The organism is Pseudomonas sp. S04 (assembly GCF_009834545.1).
In the GTDB taxonomy this organism is placed as follows: domain Bacteria; phylum Pseudomonadota; class Gammaproteobacteria; order Pseudomonadales; family Pseudomonadaceae; genus Aquipseudomonas.
This window is the reverse complement of sequence record NZ_CP019427.1, coordinates 3816169-3839194: the sequence shown is the minus strand read 5'-3', so window position 1 is coordinate 3839194 and position 23026 is coordinate 3816169. Positions and strand designations below refer to the sequence as shown.

Annotated in this window: 18 protein-coding genes and 1 tRNA gene; 10 read left to right on the top strand and 9 right to left on the bottom strand. The window is 62.2% G+C overall.

Going from position 1 to position 23026, the window contains the following annotated elements; translation table 11 throughout:
* Position 1: 1 nt before the first annotated feature.
* The 4 genes from PspS04_RS16970 to PspS04_RS16955 form a co-directional block, all read right to left on the bottom strand.
* Positions 2–1018 (bottom strand): ABC transporter permease, encoded by a 1017-nt coding sequence (locus PspS04_RS16970; RefSeq protein ID WP_095171400.1) that lies wholly within the window; start codon positions 1016–1018, stop codon positions 2–4.
* 75 nt (positions 1019–1093) lie between these two features.
* A complete protein-coding gene (locus PspS04_RS16965) occupies positions 1094–2674 on the bottom strand; it encodes an ABC transporter substrate-binding protein (RefSeq protein WP_159996745.1) in 1581 nt (526 codons plus the stop codon).
* 160 nt (positions 2675–2834) lie between these two features.
* The gene (gene ddpX / locus PspS04_RS16960) at positions 2835–3371 is read right to left on the bottom strand and encodes a D-alanyl-D-alanine dipeptidase (RefSeq protein WP_095171397.1); all 537 of its coding nucleotides are present in this window, start codon (positions 3369–3371) and stop codon (positions 2835–2837) included.
* 37 nt (positions 3372–3408) lie between these two features.
* The gene (locus PspS04_RS16955) at positions 3409–4269 is read right to left on the bottom strand and encodes a MurR/RpiR family transcriptional regulator (protein WP_095171395.1); all 861 of its coding nucleotides are present in this window, start codon (positions 4267–4269) and stop codon (positions 3409–3411) included.
* 241 nt (positions 4270–4510) lie between these two features.
* On the opposite strand from PspS04_RS16955, the gene PspS04_RS16950 reads away from it, so the two are divergent.
* The 7 genes from PspS04_RS16950 to PspS04_RS16920 all read left to right on the top strand — a co-directional run bounded on the left by PspS04_RS16950 (position 4511) and on the right by PspS04_RS16920 (position 12901).
* Positions 4511–5470 (top strand): helix-turn-helix transcriptional regulator, encoded by a 960-nt coding sequence (locus PspS04_RS16950; protein WP_095171467.1) that lies wholly within the window; start codon positions 4511–4513, stop codon positions 5468–5470.
* A 251-nt stretch (positions 5471–5721) separates the two neighbouring features.
* Complete coding sequence (locus PspS04_RS16945; RefSeq protein ID WP_159993658.1) at positions 5722–6897, top strand: integrase core domain-containing protein; 1176 nt, start codon at positions 5722–5724, stop codon at positions 6895–6897.
* Positions 6898–7732: 835 nt separating this feature from the next.
* Positions 7733–9475 carry an amidohydrolase gene (locus PspS04_RS16940; protein WP_159996743.1) on the top strand — a complete coding sequence of 581 codons (1743 nt, stop codon included), beginning with the start codon at positions 7733–7735 and terminating at the stop codon, positions 9473–9475.
* 117 nt (positions 9476–9592) lie between these two features.
* Positions 9593–10333: a TorF family putative porin gene (locus PspS04_RS16935; protein ID WP_095171587.1), complete on the top strand. Its 741-nt coding sequence runs from the start codon at positions 9593–9595 to the stop codon at positions 10331–10333.
* A 53-nt stretch (positions 10334–10386) separates the two neighbouring features.
* Positions 10387–11793: a purine-cytosine permease family protein gene (locus tag PspS04_RS16930; RefSeq protein ID WP_159996741.1), complete on the top strand. Its 1407-nt coding sequence runs from the start codon at positions 10387–10389 to the stop codon at positions 11791–11793.
* A gap of 90 nt (positions 11794–11883) precedes the next feature.
* Positions 11884–12336, top strand: coding sequence for a YMGG-like glycine zipper-containing protein (locus PspS04_RS16925; protein ID WP_095171590.1), 453 nt, complete (start codon positions 11884–11886; stop codon positions 12334–12336).
* Between the two features lie 40 nt (positions 12337–12376).
* Positions 12377–12901: a transporter suffix domain-containing protein gene (locus tag PspS04_RS16920; RefSeq protein ID WP_159996739.1), complete on the top strand. Its 525-nt coding sequence runs from the start codon at positions 12377–12379 to the stop codon at positions 12899–12901.
* Positions 12902–12939: 38 nt separating this feature from the next.
* On the opposite strand, the gene PspS04_RS16915 is transcribed toward PspS04_RS16920, so the two are convergent.
* From PspS04_RS16915 to PspS04_RS16895, 5 genes are all read right to left on the bottom strand, one after another.
* On the bottom strand, positions 12940–13767 hold the full coding sequence (locus tag PspS04_RS16915; RefSeq protein ID WP_371917611.1) for a 5'-nucleotidase, lipoprotein e(P4) family: 828 nt from the start codon (positions 13765–13767) through the stop codon (positions 12940–12942).
* A gap of 342 nt (positions 13768–14109) precedes the next feature.
* Positions 14110–15675 (bottom strand): amino acid permease, encoded by a 1566-nt coding sequence (locus tag PspS04_RS16910; RefSeq protein ID WP_159996737.1) that lies wholly within the window; start codon positions 15673–15675, stop codon positions 14110–14112.
* A 146-nt stretch (positions 15676–15821) separates the two neighbouring features.
* Positions 15822–16982, bottom strand: a complete 1161-nt coding sequence (locus tag PspS04_RS16905) for an iron-containing alcohol dehydrogenase (protein ID WP_159996735.1) — start codon at positions 16980–16982, stop codon at positions 15822–15824.
* Between the two features lie 3 nt (positions 16983–16985).
* Positions 16986–18377: an aldehyde dehydrogenase family protein gene (locus PspS04_RS16900; protein WP_159996733.1), complete on the bottom strand. Its 1392-nt coding sequence runs from the start codon at positions 18375–18377 to the stop codon at positions 16986–16988.
* Positions 18378–18384: 7 nt separating this feature from the next.
* A complete protein-coding gene (locus tag PspS04_RS16895) occupies positions 18385–19758 on the bottom strand; it encodes a glutamine synthetase family protein (protein WP_095171600.1) in 1374 nt (457 codons plus the stop codon).
* A 356-nt stretch (positions 19759–20114) separates the two neighbouring features.
* Between PspS04_RS16895 and PspS04_RS16890 the strand changes: the two genes are divergently transcribed.
* The 3 genes from PspS04_RS16890 to PspS04_RS16880 all read left to right on the top strand — a co-directional run bounded on the left by PspS04_RS16890 (position 20115) and on the right by PspS04_RS16880 (position 22851).
* Positions 20115–20189: transfer RNA gene (locus tag PspS04_RS16890), tRNA-Gln, on the top strand.
* Between the two features lie 156 nt (positions 20190–20345).
* Positions 20346–20726, top strand: a complete 381-nt coding sequence (locus tag PspS04_RS16885) for a RidA family protein (RefSeq protein ID WP_095171602.1) — start codon at positions 20346–20348, stop codon at positions 20724–20726.
* A 121-nt stretch (positions 20727–20847) separates the two neighbouring features.
* The gene (locus PspS04_RS16880; protein WP_159996731.1) at positions 20848–22851 is read left to right on the top strand and encodes a peptidase U32 family protein; all 2004 of its coding nucleotides are present in this window, start codon (positions 20848–20850) and stop codon (positions 22849–22851) included.
* Positions 22852–23026: the final 175 nt, after the last annotated feature.

The window sequence follows — 23026 nt, the reverse complement described above, 5'->3', positions numbered from 1 at the left end:
TTCAATTCACCTCGCCAATGCGTGGATCGATCACGCGGTACAGAAGATCGATGGCCATGTTCAGCAGTACATAGATAAACGACACCAGGATCGCGAAGCCCATCACTGCCGGGAAGTCCAGGGACTGGATCGACTTGACCACATAGGCGCCCATGCCGGGCCAGGCGAACACGGTTTCGGTCAGCACCGCGCCATACAGCAAGTCGCCCAGGGTCAGCCCCAGCACCGTCACCGAAGGGATCAGCGCATTGGGCAGCGCATGGCGCAGGATCACTGTCCAGCGTGACAGGCCATAAGCCCGGGCTGTGCGAATGTAGTCTTCGCCGAGTTGGTCGAGCATCGCCGAGCGGATCTGCCGGGCGACCACGCCCAGGGTCACGAAGCCCAGGGTCGCGGCCGGCAGGATCAGGTGTTCCAGGGCGTCGAGAAACAGCCCGCCGTCACCGGCCAGCAGGGCGTCGATCAGGTAGAACCCGGTGAAGGTCGGCGGTGGTGCCACGCCTTCGGACAAGCGGCCGCCGCCGGGCAACCAGCCCAGGTGGCCGTAGAACAGCACTATGGCCCCCAGGCCCAGCCAGAAGGCCGGTGTGGAAATGCCAGTGACCGCCAGGGTCCGCGCGATCTGGTCGATCGCCCGGTTGTGATAGACCGCCGACAGCACGCCCAGGGGCACGCCCACCAGGATCGCCAGGAACAGCGCCACCAGGGCCAGCTCCAGCGTGGCAGGGAAGAATGCCTGCAAGTCTTCCAGCACTGGACGGTTGGTGCGGATCGACGTCCCGAGGTCGCCGTGCAACAGGTCCATCAGGTAGCGGCCGTATTGTTGGTACAGCGGCAGGTCCAGCCCCAACTGGTGACGAATGCCCGCCACCAGCGCATCGCTGGCCCGGTCGCCGGCGATCAACCGGGCGGGATCCCCGGGGATCAAGTGGGAAATTGCAAAGGTAATCAGCGAAACGCCGAACACGACCAACACCAGGCCGAACAGGCGCTTGCGCAACAGAGTCAGGAAGGCCATTTGGCACCTCAGTCACAGCAACGACAAAATTCAACAGCCGCGCCAGCCATTGCTGGCTGGCGCGAGGGAGCGGGTTTACTTGCTCATGCTGCCAAGGTTGAACACCTGTTCCAGCATCGGGTTGAACACGTAGCCCTTGACCGAATCACGCATCGGCAGGGTGTAGCTCTTCTGATAGAGGTAGGCGTAGACGCTGTCCTTGAGCACCATTTTTTGCGCGCTCTGGTACAGCTCGACGCGCTTGGCCGTGTCGCTGGTGGTGGCGGCCTCGCGGATCAGGGTGTCGACCTGGGGGTTGCTGTAGAACGAACGGTTGCCTTGCAGGCCCTGCATCTTGGAGTCGAACCAGAAGTTCATGAACATGTAGGGGTCGGCGAAGTCCGGGCTCCAGGTGCCCACGGCGATGTCGTAGTCGGCCTGGCCAACGCGTTCACGCAGGGTGGCGTTGGCGGTTTTCTCCAGCTTGAGGTTGATGCCCAACGGCGCCAGAGCCGCTTGCAGGGTCAGGCCGATCGGCTCCCAGTTGGCGTCCTTGTCCGAGTACATGTAGCTCAGGTTGGTGATCTTCTGCGGTGCCTTGGCCAGGCTCTCCTTGGCGGCTGCCATGTCTTGCTTCGTCTCGGGCAGGGAGCTGTCGTAGGCCCACATGCCATCCGGGATCGGCCCGTTCAGCAGCTTGGCCTTGTCCTTGAGAATGCCCTTGACGATGCCGTTGTAGTCCACCGCTTCGGTAATCGCCCGGCGGGCGTCGACGCTGGTCAGCGGGCCTTTCTTGTTGTTCAGGTACAGGTAGGTGACCCGCAGCGACGGGAACTCCTTGACCACCACGCCCGGCTTGCTGGCGAGAGCGCCCAACTGGTCTTCGGGCATGTCCTCGATGATGTCCAGGTCACCGCGTTCCAGTTGCAGGCGGCGCACCGACGGCTCGGCGATGATCTTCAGCACCACGGTTTTCAGCGCAGGCTTGGGCCCGGCAAAGTGCGGGTTGGGCTCCATGGTCAGCGACTGGCCTTTCTGCCAGTTGCTCAGGCGGTACGGGCCGGAACCTGCGGTGTGGCTGGACAGCCAGGCGTTGGTTTCCGCGCCTTTGCTGGCCACGGCCGGGTTGACGATCGAAGCGCCGTTGTGGGCCAGGGTGAACAGGAACGGGGCGAACGGCGTCTTGAGCGTGAAACGAATAGTCTGTGGGTCGATCACGGCGACCACCATGTCTTCCGGGAACGCACCGGACGGCCCCTGCTTGAGGGTCATCAGGCGGTCGAAGGAAAACTTCACGGCGTCGGCGTCCACACTGGCGCCGTCATCGAACTTGTTGCCGGGCTTGATCTTGAATTCCCAGACCAGGTTGTCCGGGGAAACGGTCCAGCTTTCAGCCAGGTCGCCCTGGACTTCGGTGCTGCTCTTGTCACCCTCGATCTTGTAGCCCACCAGGCGCTGGTAGGACGGGTAGGTGATGGTCCAGTCGTTGTTGTCGAAGGTCACGGCCGGGTCGAGGGTCTGCGGGTCGGCGGGTTTGCCGATGACCAGTGTGTCCTGGGCGACGGCAGCGCTGGCGGCTTGCCAGGCGCCGAGGCTCAGCGCGCTGCACAGGACGCTCAGCAGCAGTTTGCCGACGCCGGGGAAAGGTTTGCGGGTCACGGTGGTGATTGGGGTCATGCCGGTTTCCTTGATCATTCGATGTATGGAAGTACGTCAGGTTTGTTTTTATAAAATCTATAACCGGGCAGTAGCAGGTGAAGCAGGGTGGAGCGTTTTGTTGTTGTAGGTCGCGGCAGAAACTCTGCGGTTTCTTCGGTACGTCTTGGCCGGGGGCGGTTCATTCCTCCAGCAGGGGGTAGTCGTCGGCATTCGGCAGTTCGAAATGCCACCACTCGGTGGCGATGGCCTGGAAGCCGGCGCCGAGCATGATCCCCAGCAGCAACAGGCGATTGCGCTGCACGCTCGCTGGCAGGTCGGGATAAAACTGATGGGACTTTTCTTCCATCGCGTCGAAGGCCGTGCCCATGTCCAGCGGCGTGCCATCGCTGTCCACCAGGGTCAGGTCGACGGCCACGCCGCGGCTGTGGTGCGAGCCCAGGTGCGGATCACGCACGTAGTCGTTGTTGGGCAAGGCTTCCCATAACAGGTACTGGGCATACGGCGGGCGGTAGGCGTCATAGATGCGCAGGGTGTAGCCGGCCAGGCGCGCCAGTTGGCTGGCCTTGTCCAGGCACTCGGCGGCTGCGGCGTGCAACAGGCAGCGCGCCGTCGGGTAGATCACTTTTCCAGCCAGGTTGTCGGCACTGGCGTAGATCAGATCGATTTGCACCTGATAACGCTGGGCGTCAATTTCTACAAGGGGGCTGTGGCTCACGCAAACACTCCAGTTGGGATTCAGTGGGGCGGGGGGATCAGCCTTCGAACTGGCCGAAGGCTTTTTGCAGTTGACGGTTCCTGGCCAGGCGTTCATCGAGGCGCTCGCCGTATTTCTCCGCGACGGCCGAAACCACCAGGTTCAACAGGCACGCCAGAGGCGCCGGGGAGTCCCAGAACTGCCCGACATCGGTTTTCAGCTGCAACAGGTCAAGGGGATAGTCACGGGCCCAGGGGCATTGCAGGTCGGTGATCAGCGCCAGCGGCAGGTCGTTGTCGATCGCCGCGTCGCAGAAGGTCTGGGTCACGCTGGAGTACGCGCGAAAGTCGGCAATGATGGCGTACGGGTTGGCGAAGCCGGAGTTCAGGGTCTCGGCATAGATGCCCGACAGGCCATCGACGTAGTAGACCTTGGGACGAATGTATTCCAGGTGACTGTGGAAGGCCGTGAGGATCCCGCGTGTGGACTGGATCCCGAGAATGAACACCGCATCGGCTTCGTAGATGCGCTGCACGATCTGGGCAAAGGTCTCGCTGCGCGCCAGGGCGTAGACCATCTGGATCGCTTCGATCTCGCGATGTTGGGAGCGCTCCAGGGCGTCGTCGGCGTTGGTTTCGGCACGGAAGGCGGCAATCCGGTCGGTGATCAGCCAGGAAGTGGGCGCCTCGCCGCGCAGGCTCTGTTTGACCTCATCGATATTCTGGTAGCCCAGGGAGCGCAAGAACCGCCCCACGGAAATCCCGGTGGTGGAGGTCTGCTGGGCGATGCTGTCGGCCGACTCGAAGGGCAATTGCTCGGGGTTGCCGAGCAGGTAACTGGCGATGCGCTTGCCGGTCGGGGTCAGGCTGGAGAACTTGTGTTCCAGCAACTGCAGAAAACTGTTCTTTTCCATGGACATAGGGGCGCGCCAGGTACGGGATTGTTATATGTGTGTCATTTATTGTGACCGTGTTATGAACATAACATTCGTTATCGAGGGAACACAACGCCTTTTTACTCAGTGCGCCAATGACCCGGTTTGCCGGCTGGACGCTGTTGCGTCGCCTGTGGCATGGTCCAGCGCTCAGGTACGTCAGGCTTGTTCAGTAGTCGGGGTTGTCGTGATGGTTGCGGGTGAGTTGTGCGCTGCACAGATGTCGATGGCCACGCTCGAGGCATTTAATGGTTGCCTGCTCCAGCTGGCGAGGGTTGCGCGGGAGCGGGGCGGTTCGCACTTCATTGCCGAAGGCTTGCAGGCCTTTCGCCAATTGGTGCCGTTTGCCTCGGGTTGGTGGGGTGAGATGTCGGCCTCCCATGCCAGCGCGCCGCCGCAAAGCTGGATGCACGGGCGTATCGACCTGCCGGAGTCCTTTGTCGAGGAGTGGAGCCAGGTGGCGGAACTGGACTGCTTCGCCAATGACACCTTTACCCGCCTGGGGCAGGTGATGCGCGACAGCGAGTTCACCGACCCCAGCGAGGAAGTGAACGACTTCGCCCGTCGGCATGATCTCTATCACCTGATGAGCATCACTTTCGAATTGCCTGAAAGCGGCCTGTACTTTTTTGTCTGCCTGTACCGGGGCGTCGACGACGCGACTTTCAATGAGTGCGAGGCCGGGTTGTTCCAGGCCTTCTGTGATCACTTGTTGCAGCTGTGGCGATTCCAGGTGCAGGACATGATCCGCCTCGACACCGGTAATGGCGCCAGCGATTTTGGCGTGGCGCGCATGGACGGCAGCCTGCTGTATGTGGGCGCGCAGTTATGCGCCGCGATTGGCCGCGAAGTGCCGGGGTGGAACGGCTCGATCCTGCCGCCTCAGGTCATCGCCCAACTGGCCAAGGTCCCCTGCGTGATGCGCCTGGGCCGCTGCGCCCTGACCCTGAGCCCGAATGCCGAGCATGTGATCCTGTCCCTCGAAGCGCCACCGCGCGGGGTGGTCCTGGCCCCCCGCGAACGCACGGCGGCCATGCTGTTTGCCGCGGGTCACTCGTACAAGGAAATCGCCAGGATCCTCGCCCTGAGCCCCGCCACCGTGCGCACCTACCTGCGCAATTGCTACGTGCAGTTGGGGGTCAAGAGCAAGGTCGAACTGGGCTCGGCGTTGCGCTCCAACAGCTGACACGCAGCAAACTTGTGGGAGCGAGCTTGCTCGCGTGGCGGCCTCAGGGGTGTTGGATTAGGCGGAGTACATATCCATTTCTTCGGTAACGGCCTCCTATGGTTCCGCTTTTACAGCGGCTCACTTTTGAACAGCGCAAAAGTAAGCAAAACGCTCTTACCGGTATGACTCACCCACATGGGTTACAAATCAGTTCACGCACATAGGTAACAGTTATTAACTGGCATGGTCGATTTCGCGAGGATCTGACCATGCCCTGGAGAGAGCTGAAACCTATGGATCGAAAAGTGATGTTCATCGCTGCCTATCTGGCGGACAAACACACCTTCAGCAAGCTGTGCAGTGACTACGAGATCAGTCGAAAGACTGGCTATAAATGGGTCGAGCGATACAAAGCTGAAGGGCCTAGTGGGCTTGAGGAACGCAGCCGTTGCCGGCACAACCAGAGCTACGTGGTGCCTGTCGCTGTTAGGCAGGCAATCATCGAGCTTCGGTCTATCGGAGAAACAACTCCAGGGCCTAAGAAGATCCAAAATGACTTGCTCAAGCGCTTTCCCGATCAGGATCCGCCGTCAAAAACGACCATCTACAACATCCTTAAAGCAGCCGACTTAATTACGCCGCAGCGTGTACGACGGCGTGTCGCGGTCTATCCCAAACCTTTGAGCAAGGCAGAAAAACCTAATCAGCTCTTTAGCGCGGACTACAAGGGCCAGTTTCTGACGGGCGCCGGAGTTTGGTGCTATCCACTGACGATCATGGATCACGCCAGCCGTTTTCTACTGGCCTGCCAGAGTATGTCCAGTACCAATCTGAAGGAGACCCAACAGACCTTTGAGCGAGTTTTCCGCGAGTACGGGTTGCCGGAGCGTATTCGAACTGACAATGGTGTGCCATTTGCCAGTACCGGCCGTGCCGGGCTGTCGCAGCTGTCGATATGGTGGCTGCGACTAGGGATTATTCCTGAGCGAATTGAGCCTGGCCGTCCGGACCAGAATGGGCGTCACGAACGCATGCACCGAACGCTGAAAAGCACCTTGCCTCAACCGCCCGCCATTCCTTGGGAGGCTCAGCAGAGACAGTTTGACCGCTTTATGCAGCACTACAATTATGAGCGGGGGCACGAGGCGCTTGACCAGAAAACGCCTGCTTCCTGCTATTCACCCTCGACTCGGACTTACCCGGAAAAGTTGCCTGAAATGGGGTATGCGAGCCACGTGGAGTGTTACCTGGCTGATAGTAATGGAATCATTAATCGAGCAGGTCTGCGGATTTATATAGCCAATGTGCTTAAGCATCAGACCATTGGAATGGAGATGATCAGTGATGATGTGTGGGAGGTGATATTCGGTCCGGTAATCCTAGGCCGGGTCTATGCTAGAGAGGCAAAGAACGGGTACGTGTCGATAAAAGTGTTACCTATGTAAAGGTACTTTTTTGTAACCCATGTGGTTGTCCCGTACATACCCCACCACTCGGTGCCTCGCTTAGGCTCGGCATGCCCGTACTCCGACATTGATTTGGGGGGCCGCCGCAATGGGCCCTCCCTGGCCCAGTGCGGCTAAACCGGCGTCCTGCCGGTTTACCCCCCAAATCAATATCGAAGTACGGCCAGCGTGGTTAACGGGGCGCCCAGGATCAAAAACAAAGCGAGGCGGCCTAAAAGCCGACCTGATCGCTAGAGCATGCGCGGTGTGGCTTCTACTTCCCAAGACGCTGACGAAGTCAGCAATCTTTTGATCTGGCTCTGGCTCTGGCTCTGGCTCTGGCTCTGGCTCTGGCTCTGGCTCTGGCTTTGGCTTTGGCTTTTGATCCTGGGCGCCCCGTTAACCACGCTGGCCGAACGCAGGCTTGAAGCCGTGGGTAACCCGGCAGGACGCCGGGTTAGCCGCCCCGCGCCATGGATGGCGCGTGGCGGCGGCCCACGGATTCAAGCCGGAGTGAGGGAACACCGAGCCTAAGCGAGGTGCCAAGTGGTGGGGCAAGAGCCTTTTGCTTACTTTTGGGCTCCTCCAAAAGTGAGCCGCTGTAAAAGCGGAACCATAGGTGGCCGTTACCGCAAAAATGGATATGTACTCGGTCTAATCCAACATCCTGGTCGCACCACAGTTGTGTAGATACCTATGCCTATCGCAGGCAAGCCCGCCCCCACGGGTTGGGTCTAGGGTTGTCCTGTGTACCCCCTCCTCATTTGTAGAGGTCCGTTCTGCGCTGGTGTTCTATAGGGTGATGCCAGCCCGATAACAACAAGAGAGCGTCCCGATGCAACGATTGATTCCCAACCTGCTGGCCGCCGCGCTGGCCCTGACTGCGGTGCCGGCGATGGCCGCTGCCGACCTGGTGTTGTTCAACGGCAAGGTGTTTACCGCAGAGCCCGGCCAGGCGCTGGTGCAGGCGGTGGCGGTGCAAGATGGCAAGATCCTGCAAGTGGGCAGCGACGCCGAGATCCAGGCCCTGGCCGACGCCAACACCCAACGTATCGACCTGGCCGGCAAAGTGCTGATGCCGGGGTTGATCGACACCCACAGCCACCCGGTGGTGGCGGCCTTCGACAGCATGGGCGCCAACCTGCTGGACGAGGTCAAGCCGCTGGCGGAGCTCGAACAATGGATCATCGAGCAGGACCAGGCCGGGCGCGCGCGGGCCGGTGACGTGATCAGCATTGCCGGGACCAGTTCGGCCTACTGGGACAAAAGCCGCGAAATGGGCCAGCGTTTCAATCAGGGCCGCTGGGCCGATCAGCCGCTGGTGTTCAGCGGCATCGACGGGCATACCGGCTGGGCCAACAATGCCATGCTCAAGCGCCTGAAGATCGATGCCGCGCTGGTCAAGGGCCTGTCGGAGCAGGACCGTAGTTTTGTCGGGCATGAGGCGGACTTCACCCCCAACGGTTATTTTGCCGAATCGCGCTGGGACAAGATCCGCAACGAAATCCCTGCGCCCAGCCAGGAAACCATGCTCAAGGCCGCCCGCGAGGCAGTCAGGATCAACAACCAATATGGCGTCACTGCCTGGATGGACGCCGCGGCGAATGCGGGGAGCGACGATTCACTGTTCGACTTCCAGGCAACCGCCGACAGTACCGGGGTCCTGCCGTTGTACCGCGCACTGGCCGAGAAAGGCGAACTCAGCGCCCACGTCGCGGCCCTGATGCTGACCAATCCGAAGAGCCGGCCCGAGGACCTGGAAGTCCTGGCCACGGTGATGAAACAGTTCGAGGGCGTACCCAACCTGACGTTCCCCGGGATCAAGGTGTTTGCCGATGGCATTCTCGAGTTTCCCGGGCAGACGGCGGCGGTCATCGTGCCCTTCAAGAACAGCCATAAAAATGGCCAGTTGTTGATCGACCCGGAGCACTTCGGTGAACTGGTGGTGGCGGCGGAGAAGCGCGGCTGGATCCTGCACATGCATGCGGTCGGTGACCGTGCGGTGCGTGAAGCCCTGAATGGCGTGGCCTACGCGCGCAAGCTCAGCCCGACGCCGGTGCCCCATAGCATCGCGCACCTGCAACTGGTCAATCCCAAGGAGTTCCCGCGCTTCAAGCAACTGGGGGTGATCGCCTCGATGCAGTTGCTGTGGGCCACCGGCGAGTCGTACACGGTGGAGCTGGTCAAGCCCTACATCAGCGCGTTTGCCTACGGTTACCAGTATCCCGCCCGCTCGCTGCATGACGCCGGTGCGGTGATTGCCGGTGGCAGCGACTGGCCGGTGTCCAGCCCCAATCCGTTCAACGCCATCGCCCAGGCCAGTACCCGCAAAGGCCCGCTGGGGGTGTTGAATGCCAAGGAAAGCCTCGATCGCCAGAGCATGTTCTACGCCTATACCCTCAACGCCGCCAAGACCCTGCGCCTGGAGCGGCAGATCGGTTCACTGGCGCCGGGCAAGCAGGCTGACCTGATCATTCTTGACCGCGATGTGTTCAAGGTCAGTGACGACGAGTTGTTCGACACCCAGGTCCTGAAGACCTTCTTCGCCGGCAAGCAGGTATACGCCCCCGCGTCCTGAACCGCGCTACCCCTAACACCCGCGATCCAGCCAAACCACCGGGCGCCTTGCATCTCAAGGCGTCCGGCAACGCCGTGCCTGCAATAACCCGCACACTCATAACAACAAGGGTTTTCCATGAACGCACTCTCACGCTTCGCCCTGGCCAGCCTGGCCCTGTTGCCAATCACCAGCCAGGCGTTGCCCCTCAGCGACGACTTCAGCCTGGACATGAGCCTGACCGCCGCCAGTGACTACCGCTCCCGCGGAATCTCCCAGACCCTTGGCGATCCGGCGCTGCAGTTCGGCGCCACGCTGCAACACAGCAGCGGCCTGTACCTGGGCGCCTGGACCTCGAATGTCGACTTTGGCTATGACTACAAGACCCGCCAGGAAATGGAGTACTACGCCGGTTATTTCTGGCAGGCCACGGATGCCATCAGCCTGGACCTGGGATACATCAAATACGACTACCCGAAGGAGGGCCAATTCAACCTCAGTGAGGTCTACGCCATCCTCGACCTGTATGGGGTCAAGGTGGGTGCGTACTACTCCAACGACACACCCAATGTGTTTGGCCAGGACCAGGACACCCTGTATGCCTATCTCGGCTACACCCTGGTGTTGCCGGCCGAGGTGAGCCTGGACTTGCGCCTGGGGCGCAACGACACCAAGGATGAAGCCTTCCTGGCCACCAACGGCAGCGGGAGCTCGGCCTACAACGAATGGGAGGCCAAGCTCAGCCGTGAGTTCGTGGGCGTCACCTGGGGCCTGAGTTATGTCGACACCAACCTGAAAAAAAGCCAATGTGCCAGTTGGTATGGCTATGACGACCTGTGCACGGCCACCGTCGTGGTCAGTGCCAGCAAGGCGTTCTAAGTCGACGCCGCAATAACAACAACAGTGTCTGCTCCTCCAAGGAAAAACCGTTCATGACCAAGGTCATCGAGAGTTCCAAGCGCAATCCACTGATCGAGACCCGCTCGATCGACTACATCCCCGAATCCGAACGCCATGGCAGCCTCTACAGCCAGTTCACCCTGTGGCTGGGGGCCAACCTGCAGATCACCGCGATTGTCACCGGGGCCCTGGCAGTGGTGCTGGGTGGCGACGTGTTCTGGTCGCTGATCGGCCTGTTGCTCGGCCAGGTGCTGGGCGGGGCGGTGGTTGCCCTGCACGCGGCGCAAGGGCCGAAGCTGGGCCTGCCGCAGATGATCTCCAGCCGGGTGCAATTCGGGGTCTATGGCGCAGCCATCCCGATTGTCCTGGTGTGCCTGATGTACCTGGGTTTCAGCGCCACGGGCGCGGTGTTGTCGGGGCAGGCGATTGCCCAGTTGATCGATGTCAGCGACAGCGCCGGGATCCTGATCTTTGCCGCGTGCATCGCGTTCCTGACGATCTTCGGCTACCGGGTGATCCACCTGGTGGGCAAGGTCGCGAGTGTGCTGGGGATCATTGCCTTTGTGTACCTGTTCACCCGGCTGCTGACCCTCAATGACATCGGCCTGCTCCTGGAAAACCGCCACTTTGCCTGGGGCACCTTCCTGTTGGCGGTGTCGCTTTCGGCCTCCTGGCAGATCGCCTTTGGTCCGTACGTGGCGGACTATTCGCGCTACCTGCCGAGCACCACCTCGTCCTGGAAAACCTTCACCGCCGTTGGCCTGGGAACCGTGCTCGGCGCCCAGGCGTCGATGGTCCTGGGGGTGTTCGCCGCGGCGTTGGCGGGGGCCGGCTTTCGTGGGCACGAGGTGGCGACCATCGTTGGCCTGGGCAGCACCGGAGTGATCGCCTCGTTGCTGTATTTGAGCGTGGTGCTTGGCAAGGTCACCGTCTCGACCCTCAACGCCTACGGCAGCTTCATGTGCGTGGCCACCATCATCAGTGGTTTTCGCAGCAGCCTGCAGCTGACAGCCCGGCACCGCATGGTATTCGTGCTGCTGATTGTCGCGGCGTCGACCACGCTGGCGCTGCTGGGGCAGTACTCGTTCCTCAACTCGTTCAAGTACTTCATCCTGTTCCTGCTGACCTTCTTCACCCCCTGGAGCGCGATCAACCTGGTGGATTACTACTTCATCAACAAGGAGCGCTACGACATCCCGGCCCTGTCCGATCCGGCGGGCCGCTACGGGCGCTGGAACGTGCTGGGCATCAGCGTCTACGTGATTGGCGTGTTGATCCAGTTGCCGTTTGTCGACACCCATTTCTATTCCGGGCCGATGGTCGCGCAGTTGGGTGGGGTGGATATTTCCTGGATCGTCGGCCTGCTGGTGCCGGGCATCCTCTACTACCTGCTGGCCAGGTCGACGGCCCTGGCGGTGGTGCCGCAGCGGCCGGTTTAGGGGGGCATTTTTTGTCGAGGAGGCTAACCGTGGGTGATCTACACTGGATTGACTGCACCGAGCCGGTGCAACGGCTTCAGGGAGGTCATTATGAGTAGGTTGTCATCCATTAGCCTGTGCGCTGCTTTGTCGCTTGCCTGCACCCAGGGATGGGCGGAAACGGTGGTGCCGACAAAAGGTCAGAGCGCGCAGCAAACCCAGCTCGATATCAGTGAATGCCATAACGTGGCGGCCAGCCAGAGCGCAAGCACCAACACGGCTTCCGGGGGACGTTTGCGCGGTGCCGCCGTGGGTGCCGCGGCCGGTGCAACGGGGGCCGCGGTGCGCGGCAACCAGCATGACGAGGTGTACGACCGGGTCGACGACGATGTGAAGCAGGACTATCGTCAAGATCGCGCCAAGCAGACCGCAGCGGCTGGCGTGGTAGTGGGGGGCTCGCGGCAACGGCAGGAGCGCCGGGAGCAGGAAAAGACCAGCGCCTCGACCAGTTCCACCGCCTATACCAGCTGCCTGCAGGGCAAGGGTTATCAGGTCACGCCCTGAGGTTGTTTGCGCGGATTAATTCAAGTGAGGGACGCGGTCCATGAAGACCCCCGAGGATGTCGCTCAACCCCCTGCCGTCGGCTGGCGCTTCAAATTGGGCATCGGCATCATCTGCGTGATGCTCGGTTCCTGGGTCATGGTGCCGATCGCGGCGTCGCTCGGGCTCCCGGGCTCGAAAGTCGCGGCCCTGACCGGCGCGCTGTTCATCAGCAACAAAATCCTGCTGATCCTGGTCATCGCCGTCATGGGCAAGGCCGGGTTCCAGCGGGTCAAGCGCAGCCTGTTCGGCTACGTCTCCGGGCTGGCGCCGAGTGCCGACGTGGAAGTGGGGCCGGTGCGCCATGCCATCGGCATCGTGATGTTCTGCCTGCCGCTGATCTCCTCGGTCCTGGAACCTTACGTCGACAGTCTCTGGCCGGGTTTGCGGCCCAACGTGTGGCAGATCCAGCTGCTGGGCGATGCGATGCTGATCGGCAGCTTTTTTGTACTGGGGGGCAGCTTCTGGGACAAGGTGCGGGCGCTGTTCGTGCGTAACGCCCGGGTGGTCACTGGCCAGGCGGGTTGAGTCCGGGCTCCGCCAGGGAGCCTCGGACTCGAACCGGGTTACGGCTTGGGCTGCCAGGCCGTGGAACCGGCGGCGGCCTTGAAACGTGCGTGGTTCTCGGCGGTGGCCGGTGGCTCGGAGTCGCCAAAAATTGCCTTCAGCCAGTGGCCGTCGGTGGGGTTGGGGAAAATGATGAACTTGCGACCGAACTCTTGTTTGTCCTCGTTCATCAGGCTCATGCGTTGCTTGACGTCCCCCACGTAGTACTTGCGCTTGAAGTCGTTGAGGTTGTCGCCCAGCATCACCACCACCTCGTAGTTCTTGGCGATTTCCTGCTGCCTCGGCTCTTTGTTGGAGCTGTCGCGATACACCGTCAGGTGCTGCTCATCGGCATAGGGCAGGTTGTTCTTGCGCAGGTTGGCCAGGGCGTACTCGAAGGTTTTTTCGCCTTGATCGCGACTGGTGACGTAGAACACCTCCACGCCTTTGGATTTTGCGTAGTTGAGGAAATCCACCGCGCCTGGCGTGGCGACCGGGCCATTGTCCGCCACCCATTTGTCCCAGGCTGCGTCGTCGAAGAACTCTTTGTCGGCGTTGATCATGTAGCCCCAGTAGCTGTTGCTCCCCAGCACCGTGTCATCGACGTCGCTGATGATCGCCAGCGGCCGGTCGCCGTCCTTGTGCGCCTGCAGGGCCCGATCCAGTTGCATTCTCGCCACGTTGAAACCCTGGTAGTACAGCGCCTCGAATTCGGCGGCGGTCTGTTTCCAGGCAACGGCGGCGGTGAGCAGGTTCGAAGCAGGAGGGCTGGCCTGCTCGGCAGCAGTGGCGGTGCCGGACAGCAGCAGGCAGGACAGGAGCAGGGGAGTGGCGAAGGTTTTGGTTATGGTTGTCTTCAAGGTTCAGCCCTTATCGCGAGGATTGATCAGCGTAGGAAAAATACCGCCAGGCAGTTCTATCCCAAGCTGGATTATTGCTCAATCCAGGTGTCGCGTTTATGGCTCAATGGGGCGTAATTCCTGCGGTTTGCTGGCGATGGTGCTCAGTGTCTGACGGTGATGTGGGGGCTGCCGTAGGCTGCGATCTTTTGATCCTGGGTCTGTGGGGATATCCCTTGTAGGAGCGAGCTTGCTCGCGATGGTCGCCAACGATGACGCACACTGCCTGATGCACCACGCCGTCCTTGCAACCATCGCAGGCAAGCCAGCTCCCACAGGTCTCTACCTTGCTTAACTTCCTGGGGTTTTGTTCAGCGCTGCTTCCGCTTCGGCGATCTGTGCCTGGCGTTTGCTGATCATGTCGCCGATCGGTGGGCCCTGGAAGCGCCGGGCTTCGAAGCCGAACCAGACGATTGCAGTCAGGACCAGAAAGCCGATGGTGATGTACAGCGCCCAATCGTTCGGGGGCTGGATGCCGATGATGAAGATCACCGCCATCGAGATGACTGACAGAATCGCAAACAGCGAGTACCAGCCGCGTCCCATGTTCCAGGGGCCCATGGTCGGCCACTTCGCCGTGCCGTAGGTGAACAGGCCGAGCACGATCGGGATGATGAAGGAGAAGAACAGGAAAATCACCGTGCAGGAGACCACGATGGTGTAGACCGGGGTGGCGCCGATCGAGATCACCGATGAGCCCCAGTCGAACAATACCGCCAGGGTCGCGCCGGTCCAGATCGCGGCGACCGGGCTGCGGAAGGTCGGCGAGACCGAGGCCAGGGTTTTCGAAAAGGGCAGGCCGCCATCCCGAGAGAAGGCGAAGATCATGCGTGACACCGAGGTCACGGTCGCCAACCCGCAGAGCACCTGGGAAATGAAAATCGCCACGTACAGCGCGAGTTTGACGTTGGGGTTGACCTGGGTGTCCATGGCCCAGAAAAACACGTTCCAGCCCTGTTTCGCTGCTTCGTCCAGGCTCGGCAACAGCAGCACGAACGAGCACAACATGACCCAACCGAACAGCAGCGACCAGACCACCGACATCACCATGCCCCGGGGCACCGACATGGCCGCGTTGCGGGTTTCCTCGGAGGTGTGCGCCGAGGCGTCATAACCGGTGATGGTGTAGATCGGCAGCAGCAGGCCGAGCATGAAGATCCAGGCATTCGACGCCTCGGGCCAGACATTGCCGCCAGCCGCGCCGGAATAGTTGCCGAAGGTCCATAGCCGGGCGAACTCATAGCTGGGCGCCGAGACCAGGCAAACGATCGTCAGCGCCAGGGCCGTGGCGAAGATCAAGTAGCCGGAAAAGTCGGTGAGCTTTGCCGTCAGGCCAATGCCCAAGTGGTTGCACAGGGCCTGGAGGCCGGTGAGGGCCGCCAGGAAAATCACCCTGACCGTGGTGGTGTCCTCCATGCCCAGCGCCGGTCCGAAGGCGCCGAAAAAGAAGTAGTAGGTGCCGACGTTGATGGCGCCGAGCACGGTCACCAACCCCAGTAGATTGAACCAGGCGGTCAGCCAGCCGGTGAAGCGGTTACCCAGGATCGAGCCCCAGTGATACAACCCGCCAGCGGTGGGGTAGGCCGAGGAAATCTGCGCCATGGCCAGGGCAAATACCCCGGAGATCAGGCAGCCAAGCGGCCAGCCGATGCCAATTGCCGCACCGCCTGCCCCCGAGGTGCCCTGGGCCAGGGAGTTGATGCCGCCGGAGAGGATGCAGATGATCGAAAAGGAAATCGCAAAGTTGGAGAAAACCCCCATTCGTCGCGAGAGTTGCTGGGCGTAGCCCATGCTGTGCAGCACCTTGACGTCGTCGTCATGGGGGGTGCCGCTATCGGGCTGGCTGGCTGGTTTCATGTGGGTGCCCCTTCAGGTTTTGATACGCATCCACCCGCGCTGACAGCGCCGGATGGCTTGGCTTTCAACCCCTTGTCGTACTGCTCCTGTCACTGCTGGGTAAACCCTGTCCCGGCCCGTGGTCGGGCCATGGCCAGGTGACTGCTCTAGAGGCGACCGTGATAGGCCGCGGCAAATATCTGCGCCGCACCCTCGCGGGTCAGGGGCAGTGGATTGCCTCCCGCGCAGGGGTCGACCACGGCCATGTCGGCGATCAGTCCGGCCTGGCGATCGTCCACCCCCAGTTCAACCAGGGTATGGGGCACGTCGATGTCCTTGCGCAACTTGAGGACGAAGGCCAGGAAGCTGTCGAACCCGGGAGCGGGCAGGCCCAGGTAGGCCGCCAGGCGGGTGATGCGCTCCTCGATGGCCGGGCGGTTGAACGCCAGGACATAGGGCATGAAAGTGGCGTTGGTCATGCCGTGGTGGGTGTCGTACAGCGCCCCCACCGGATGCGACAGTGCGTGCATGCCGCCCAGGCCTTTCTGGAAGGCTGTGGCGCCCATGGCGGCGGCCGCGAGCATGTTGGCGCGGGCTTCGAGGTCGGCGGGGGTGCGCACGGCACGGACCAGGGCCCCGGCCACCAGGCGTATGCCTTCTACTGCAATGCCGTCGGCCATCGGGTGGAAACCGGGGGCGCAGTAGGCTTCCAGGCAGTGGGCAAACGCATCCATGCCGGTGCCAGCGGTGATCTTGGCCGGCATGCCAACACTCAGGGCCGGGTCGCTGATGACCACCCGCGGGAGCATTTTCGGGTGGAAAATGATGCGCTTGGTGTGGCTGCGTTCATCGATGATCACCGCGGCCCGGCCGACTTCGGAGCCGGTCCCGGCGGTAGTCGGCACGGCAATGATTGGGGCGATGCGGCTGTCGTCGGCGCGGGTCCAGTAGTCGCCGATGTCTTCGAAGTCCCAGACCGGCCGGCTCTGACCGCTCATGAAGGCGATGAGCTTGCCCATGTCCAGGCCACTGCCGCCGCCGAAGGCAATCACCCCGTCGTGCTGGCCGGTGCGCCAGGCCTGCAACCCACCCGCCAGGTTGGCTTCCACCGGGTTGGGCTTGAGGTCGCTGAACAGCGCCACGCCGAGGCCGGCCGTGCGCAGGGCGTCGACTGCCGCCACCGTGATCGGTGCCCGTGCCAGGCCGCTGTCGGTGACCAGCAACGGGCGCTGGATGCCCTGGCTGCGGCAGACGTCGGCCAGCTCGGCGATGCGCCCGACACCGAAGCGCACGCTGGTGGGGTAGTTCCAGTTTCCCGTCAGGCTCATGGTTCAGATCTCGTGGCGCAGATGAAAGGATTTGGCGCGGGTCAGGTGTTCATAGCCCAGGCTCGACAGGGTGACGCCGCGCCCACTGTTTTTCACCCCGGTCCAGGCCAGGGCCGGGTCCAGGTAATCGCAGCGGTTCATGAACAGGGTGCCGGTGTCGATCGCGTGGCCCAACTGTTCGGCAGCGGCCAGGTCCTGGGTCCAGAGCGAGGCGCTGAGGCCAAACTCGCTGTCGTTGATCAGGGCCAGGGCTTCTTCGTCGCCGCGCACCGGCATGATGCCCACCACCGGGCCAAAACTTTCGTCGCGCATCAGCGCCATCCGATGGCTGACATCCACCAGGACCTGGGGCGCGAGGTAAGCACTGCCTGGCACGTCGGCGGGAAAATCTTCGGGCTTGATCAAGGCCCGGGCACCCTGGTCCAGGGCCTGGGCGATTTGTCCACGGACCAGGTCCGCGGCTTGGGGGGTGACCATCGGACCCAGCGTGGTGGCTGGGTCCAGCGGGTTGCCCAGCACGTACTGGCGGGTCAGGGCGACAAACCGTTCGACGAAGGCGGGGAAGAGGCTGGCGGCGACATAAATGCGCTCGACAGCGCAACAGCTTTGCCCGCAGTTGAAGAAGCTGCCATCCACCAGGTTCTCCACCGCGTGGTCGAGGTTGGCGTCTGCGCGAACATAGGCCGGGTCCTTGCCGCCGAGCTCCAGGCCGACGCCGAGGAAACCGTCGACGGCCGCCCGTTGCATGTCCTTGCCGCCGCCCACGGAACCGGTGAAATTGACCCGCTGGACCTGGCCGCCAGCAATCATCTGCGCGGTATCCAGGTGGCTGAGCAGCAGGTTGTGGAACAGCCCTTCGGGCAGGTTGGCGCGGCGAAAGGCCTCGGCGAAACGCTCGCCCACCAGCAGGGTTTGCGAGGCGTGTTTGAGGATCACGCTGTTGCCCGCCATCAGCGCCGGAATAATGCTGTTTACGGCGGTCAGGTAGGGGTAGTTCCACGGCGCGACCACCAGCACCGTGCCCAGTGGCTCGCGACTGATCCAGCGGCGAAACCCGGCGCTCGGTTCCGGTTCGATCGCCGCCAATGCCTGCGGTGCCAGCGCGATCATGTGCCGGGCCCGTTCGGCAAAGCCACGCAGCTCGCCCGCGCCAAAACGCACCGGACGGCCCATCTGCCAGGCCAGCTCCGGGACGATCTCGGCCTGCATCGCCAGCATCGCGTCCACGGCGGCGCTGCACAACGCCGCACGCTCAGCCAGCGGGCGGCGCTTCCACAGTGCCTGGGCGCTGGCGGCGCTCGCCAGGGCCTGCTCGATCTGCCCGGCATCGGCGCGCTGACGCTCGGCGTAGACCCGGCCGTCGACCGGGGAAATCAGTTGGATGGTCGAAGTCATGGCGGTCTCAATAGCGCTCGAAGCCGCGCTGCAATTCCCAGTCGGTAATGCGCCGGTCGTACTCTTTCTGCTCCCATTCGGCGGTGTGCACGTAATGGTCGATCACGTCGTCACCGAACGCTTCGCGCAACATGCCCGAGCCCTTGAGCGCGGCGCAGGCCTCGCGCAGGGTCTTGGAGACTTCCGGCAAATGACTGTCGACATAGGCATCGCCCTCGAAGGGCGCGGCCAGCTCGAGCTGCTCGTCGATCCCGGCCAGGCCTGCGGCGATCAGGGCGGCGAAGGCCAGGTAGGGATTGAGGTCGGCGCCGCCGATCCGGCATTCGATACGGATGGATTTGCTGCCCTCGGCGCACAGGCGAAAGCCGGCGGTACGGTTGTCCAGGCTCCAGACGGCACGCGTGGGCGCAAAGGTGCCGGCCTGGAAGCGCTTATAGGAGTTGATGTAGGGCGCAAGAAAACAGGTGATGTCGTTGGCGTACTTGAGCTGCCCGGCCACCCAGGCACGCATCAGTTTTGACATGCCGAACTCGGCCTTGGCTTCGAAGAACAGCGGCTTCTTGCCGTTTTTGTCCCACAGCGAATTGTGGATGTGGCTGCTGGAGCCGGCGGCGTCGTAGCGCCACTTGGCCATGAAGGTGATCGCCTTGCCTTGCAGTTGGGCGATCTCCTTGCAGGCGTGCTTGATGATGACGTGGTGGTCGGCCATGGTCAGGGCATCGGCGTAGCGGATGTTGATCTCTTCCTGCCCCGGGCCCCATTCACCCTTGGAGTTCTCCACGGGAATGCCGGAGGCCTGCAGGTGCTTGCGGATCGCCCGCAGTACCGGTTCCTCGCGGGTGGTCTGCAGGATGTTGTAGTCCTCGATGTAGTGCCCGGCGGTTTTTGGCTGGTGGTAGTTGCGCTGGTGGATGGCCTCGTAGCTCTCGTCGAACAGGTAGAACTCCAGTTCCGAGGCGAACATGCCGGTGTAGCCGCGTTGGCGCAGGCGTTCGACCTGTTTCTTGAGGATCGCCCGCGGGCTGTGGGGCAGGTCCTGGCGGTGGTGATGGTCGAGTACGTCGCACAGCACCAGGGCCGTGCATTCCAGCCACGGCACGCGGCGCAGGGTGCTCATGTCGGGCTTGAGCACAAAGTCGCCGTAGCCTTTGCTCCAGCTGGCGGCCGCGTACCCGGGCACCGGCTCCATGTCGATGTCGTCGGCCAACAGGTAATTGCAGCAGTGGGTTTCTTCGTGACCGCTGTCGATGAAAAACTCGACCTGGAAGCGCTTGCCCACCAGGCGCCCCTGCATGTCGACCATGCACACCAGCACGGTATCGATTTCGCCATTGGCAGCGGCGCGCTTGAGTGCTTCGAAGCTTAGGAGGGGCTCGGTCATCACGGCAAATCCTGCGGCAAGGAGGAGGGCAGTCTGATCAGTCGTTGCAGACGCTCTCCAGAAAACCCCAAAACCTGCAGCATGAGCATCGTGTGCAATGAGCTGCTCAAAGCTTAGCTCACTGTCGCCAAGCGCAAGTCTGGCCGAGCAAAAGCTGGAAAAAACTGCCCGGGAACGCCGCTCATGGCCATTACTTATGAGCAAGTAGCTGTTTTCAAACAAATTTGTTAAAAAAAAGCTTCCCAGGCTCGAACAAACTTGGTAAATTTCCGCGCATTCTTGCACTGGCCTTTACCGGGTCGTCAGTCGTGCAAGGGTTCAGCAAGTGAGTGCCCAGCACTCGTCGCTACATCTGCAGGGGCGTCGCCAAGCGGTAAGGCAGCAGGTTTTGATCCTGCCATGCGTTGGTTCGAATCCAGCCGCCCCTGCCATTTTCCAAAGCAATCTTTCTCGTAAAATCTGCTGCGCCGGCCTGGGTCGTGACGCGGGTTTTTCCGTGCCTGGGATTTTTTTCCAGCGGATCACTCAGCGTGGGCGCGATGGGGCGGTAGACTGCGGGACTTTTTCCCCCTCAAGCAGGAGCACCCATGGCTAATCAAGACCTGACCTTCATCCCCGATCCGGACGCCGATTCGATCTCTTCCGACGTTGCCGGTTTCGCCGGCCTGCTGGTTTCCACCCAGATTCCTACTCGCGCCGACGGCAGCCTGGAGCTGGGTGATATCGAGTTGCAGAGCGAGTGCACCTTGCAGGCGCTGAAAGTCGCGCTGGAGAAGGCCGGCAGTTCCATGGACCGGGTGCTGCACCTGACCATCTACCTCACCGACATGGCCGACCGCGCCGCCTTCAACCAGGTGTACCAGCGCTTCTTCGCCAAGCCATGGCCAGTCCGCGCCGCCGTGGGCGTGGCCGCCCTGGCGGTTGAAGGGATGCGTGTGGAAGTCACCGCGATGGCCGCCAAGGCCTGAGTCGACGGGCTCGGACGGCGGCCTTGCCCAGGCAACGGCCGCCACCTGGCAGCACACGGGTGCCGCTCCGGCGATTCGCCGCTACAATGCGCACCTACCGTGACAAGTCGACTAAAAAAATATGTCCCTGCCTAAACATCATCTGGAATTACTCAGCCCCGCCCGCGATGTCGCCATTGCCCGCGAGGCCATTCTGCATGGCGCCGACGCCGTGTACATCGGTGGACCGAGCTTCGGTGCGCGGCATAACGCCTGCAACGAAGTGAGCGAAATCGCCGGCCTGGTGGAATTTGCCCGGCGCTACCATGCCCGGGTGTTCACCACCATCAACACCATCCTGCACGACAACGAGCTGGAGCCGGCGCGCAAGCTGATCCATCAGCTCTACGATGCCGGCGTCGACGCGCTGATCGTCCAGGACCTGGGGGTGATGGAGCTGGATATTCCGCCGATCGAGCTACACGCCAGCACCCAGACCGACATCCGCACCCTGGCCCGGGCCAAGTTCCTCGACCAGGCCGGCTTCTCCCAGCTGGTGCTGGCGCGCGAGCTGAACCTGCAGGAGATCCGCGCGATTGCCGACGAGACTGACGCGGCGATCGAGTTCTTCATCCATGGCGCCTTGTGCGTGGCCTTTTCCGGCCAGTGCAACATTTCCCATGCGCAGAACGGCCGCAGTGCCAACCGGGGCGACTGCTCCCAGGCCTGCCGCCTGCCGTATACCCTCAAGGACGACCAGGGTCGTGTGGTCGCCTTCGAGAAGCATTTGCTGTCGATGAAGGACAACAACCAGAGCGCCAACATCCGCGCCCTGGTGGAAGCCGGCGTGCGCTCGTTCAAGATCGAGGGGCGCTACAAGGACATGGGCTACGTGAAGAACATCACGGCCTACTACCGCCAGCGCCTGGATGATGTGCTCGAAGACCGTCCGGACCTGGCCCGCGCCTCCAGCGGCCGCACCGCGCACTTCTTCCTGCCGGACCCGGAAAAGACTTTCCACCGTGGCAGCACCGACTACTTCGTCAGTGACCGCAAGATCGACATTGGCGCCTTCGACACGCCGACCTTTACCGGCCTGCCGGTGGGCATCGTCGAAAAAGTCGGCAAGCGCGATTTGCAAGTGGTCACGCAAGAGCCGCTGTCCAACGGTGACGGCCTCAACGTGCTGATCAAGCGCGAAGTGGTGGGCTTTCGAGCCAACATCGCCGAGGCCAAGGGCGAGTTCGAGGAGGACGGCGAGAAGCGCTACCGCTATCGCGTCGAGCCCAACGAGATGCCTGCGGACTTGTACAAGGCCCGGCCAAATCACCCGCTCAATCGCAATCTCGACCACAACTGGCAGCAAGCCCTGCTCAAGACCTCCGCCGAACGCCGGGTGGGCGTTGACTGGCACGTGCAGCTGCGTGAAGAGCGCCTGGAGCTGACGGCCACCAGCGAGGAGGGCATCAGTGCCAGCGTCGCCCTCGCAGGCCCGTTCGGCGTCGCCAACAAACCGGAGCAGGCCCTGGAGCAACTGCGCGATCTGCTCGGTCAACTGGGCACCACCCAGTATCACGCCGCTGCGATCAAACTGGATGCGCCCCAGGCCTACTTCATCCCCAACTCCCAGCTCAAGGCGGTGCGCCGCGACGTCATCGAAGCCCTGACCGCAGCCCGGGTCGAGGCCCATCCCAGGGGTGGACGCAAAGCCGAGACCAGTCCGCCGCCGGTGTACCCGGAGTCCCACCTGTCGTTCCTGGCCAACGTCTACAACCAGAAAGCCCGGGACTTCTATCATCGCCATGGGGTCAAGCTGATCGACGCGGCCTTCGAGGCCCACGAGGAGACCGGCGAGGTGCCGGTGATGATCACCAAGCACTGCCTGCGGTTCTCCTTCAACCTGTGCCCGAAACAGGCCAAGGGTGTCACCGGCGTGCGCACCAAGGTCGCGCCGATGCAACTGATCCACGGCGACGAAGTGCTGACCCTGAAGTTCGACTGCAAACCCTGCGAGATGCACGTGGTCGGCAAGATCAAGGGCCACATCCTCGACCTGCCCCAGCCGGGCAGTGGCGTGCAACAGCAGGTAGTCGGGCACATCAGCCCGGCGGACCTGCTCAAGACCATCGTCCGCGCCCCTCACTGAGTGCCAGGCGAACGCGATGCCAAGGCGTCGCGTTCGCCCGGGCAGCCTGCTGTTCAAGCCAACACCTTTTCCGTTGCCCGCCATAATGGCCACCAGGATAAGAGCTGCTACGCTTGAACCATTAGCTTTGGCGCTTTCTAGCCTACCGCCGCACCTGTCTTCTGCGGGCTGATGG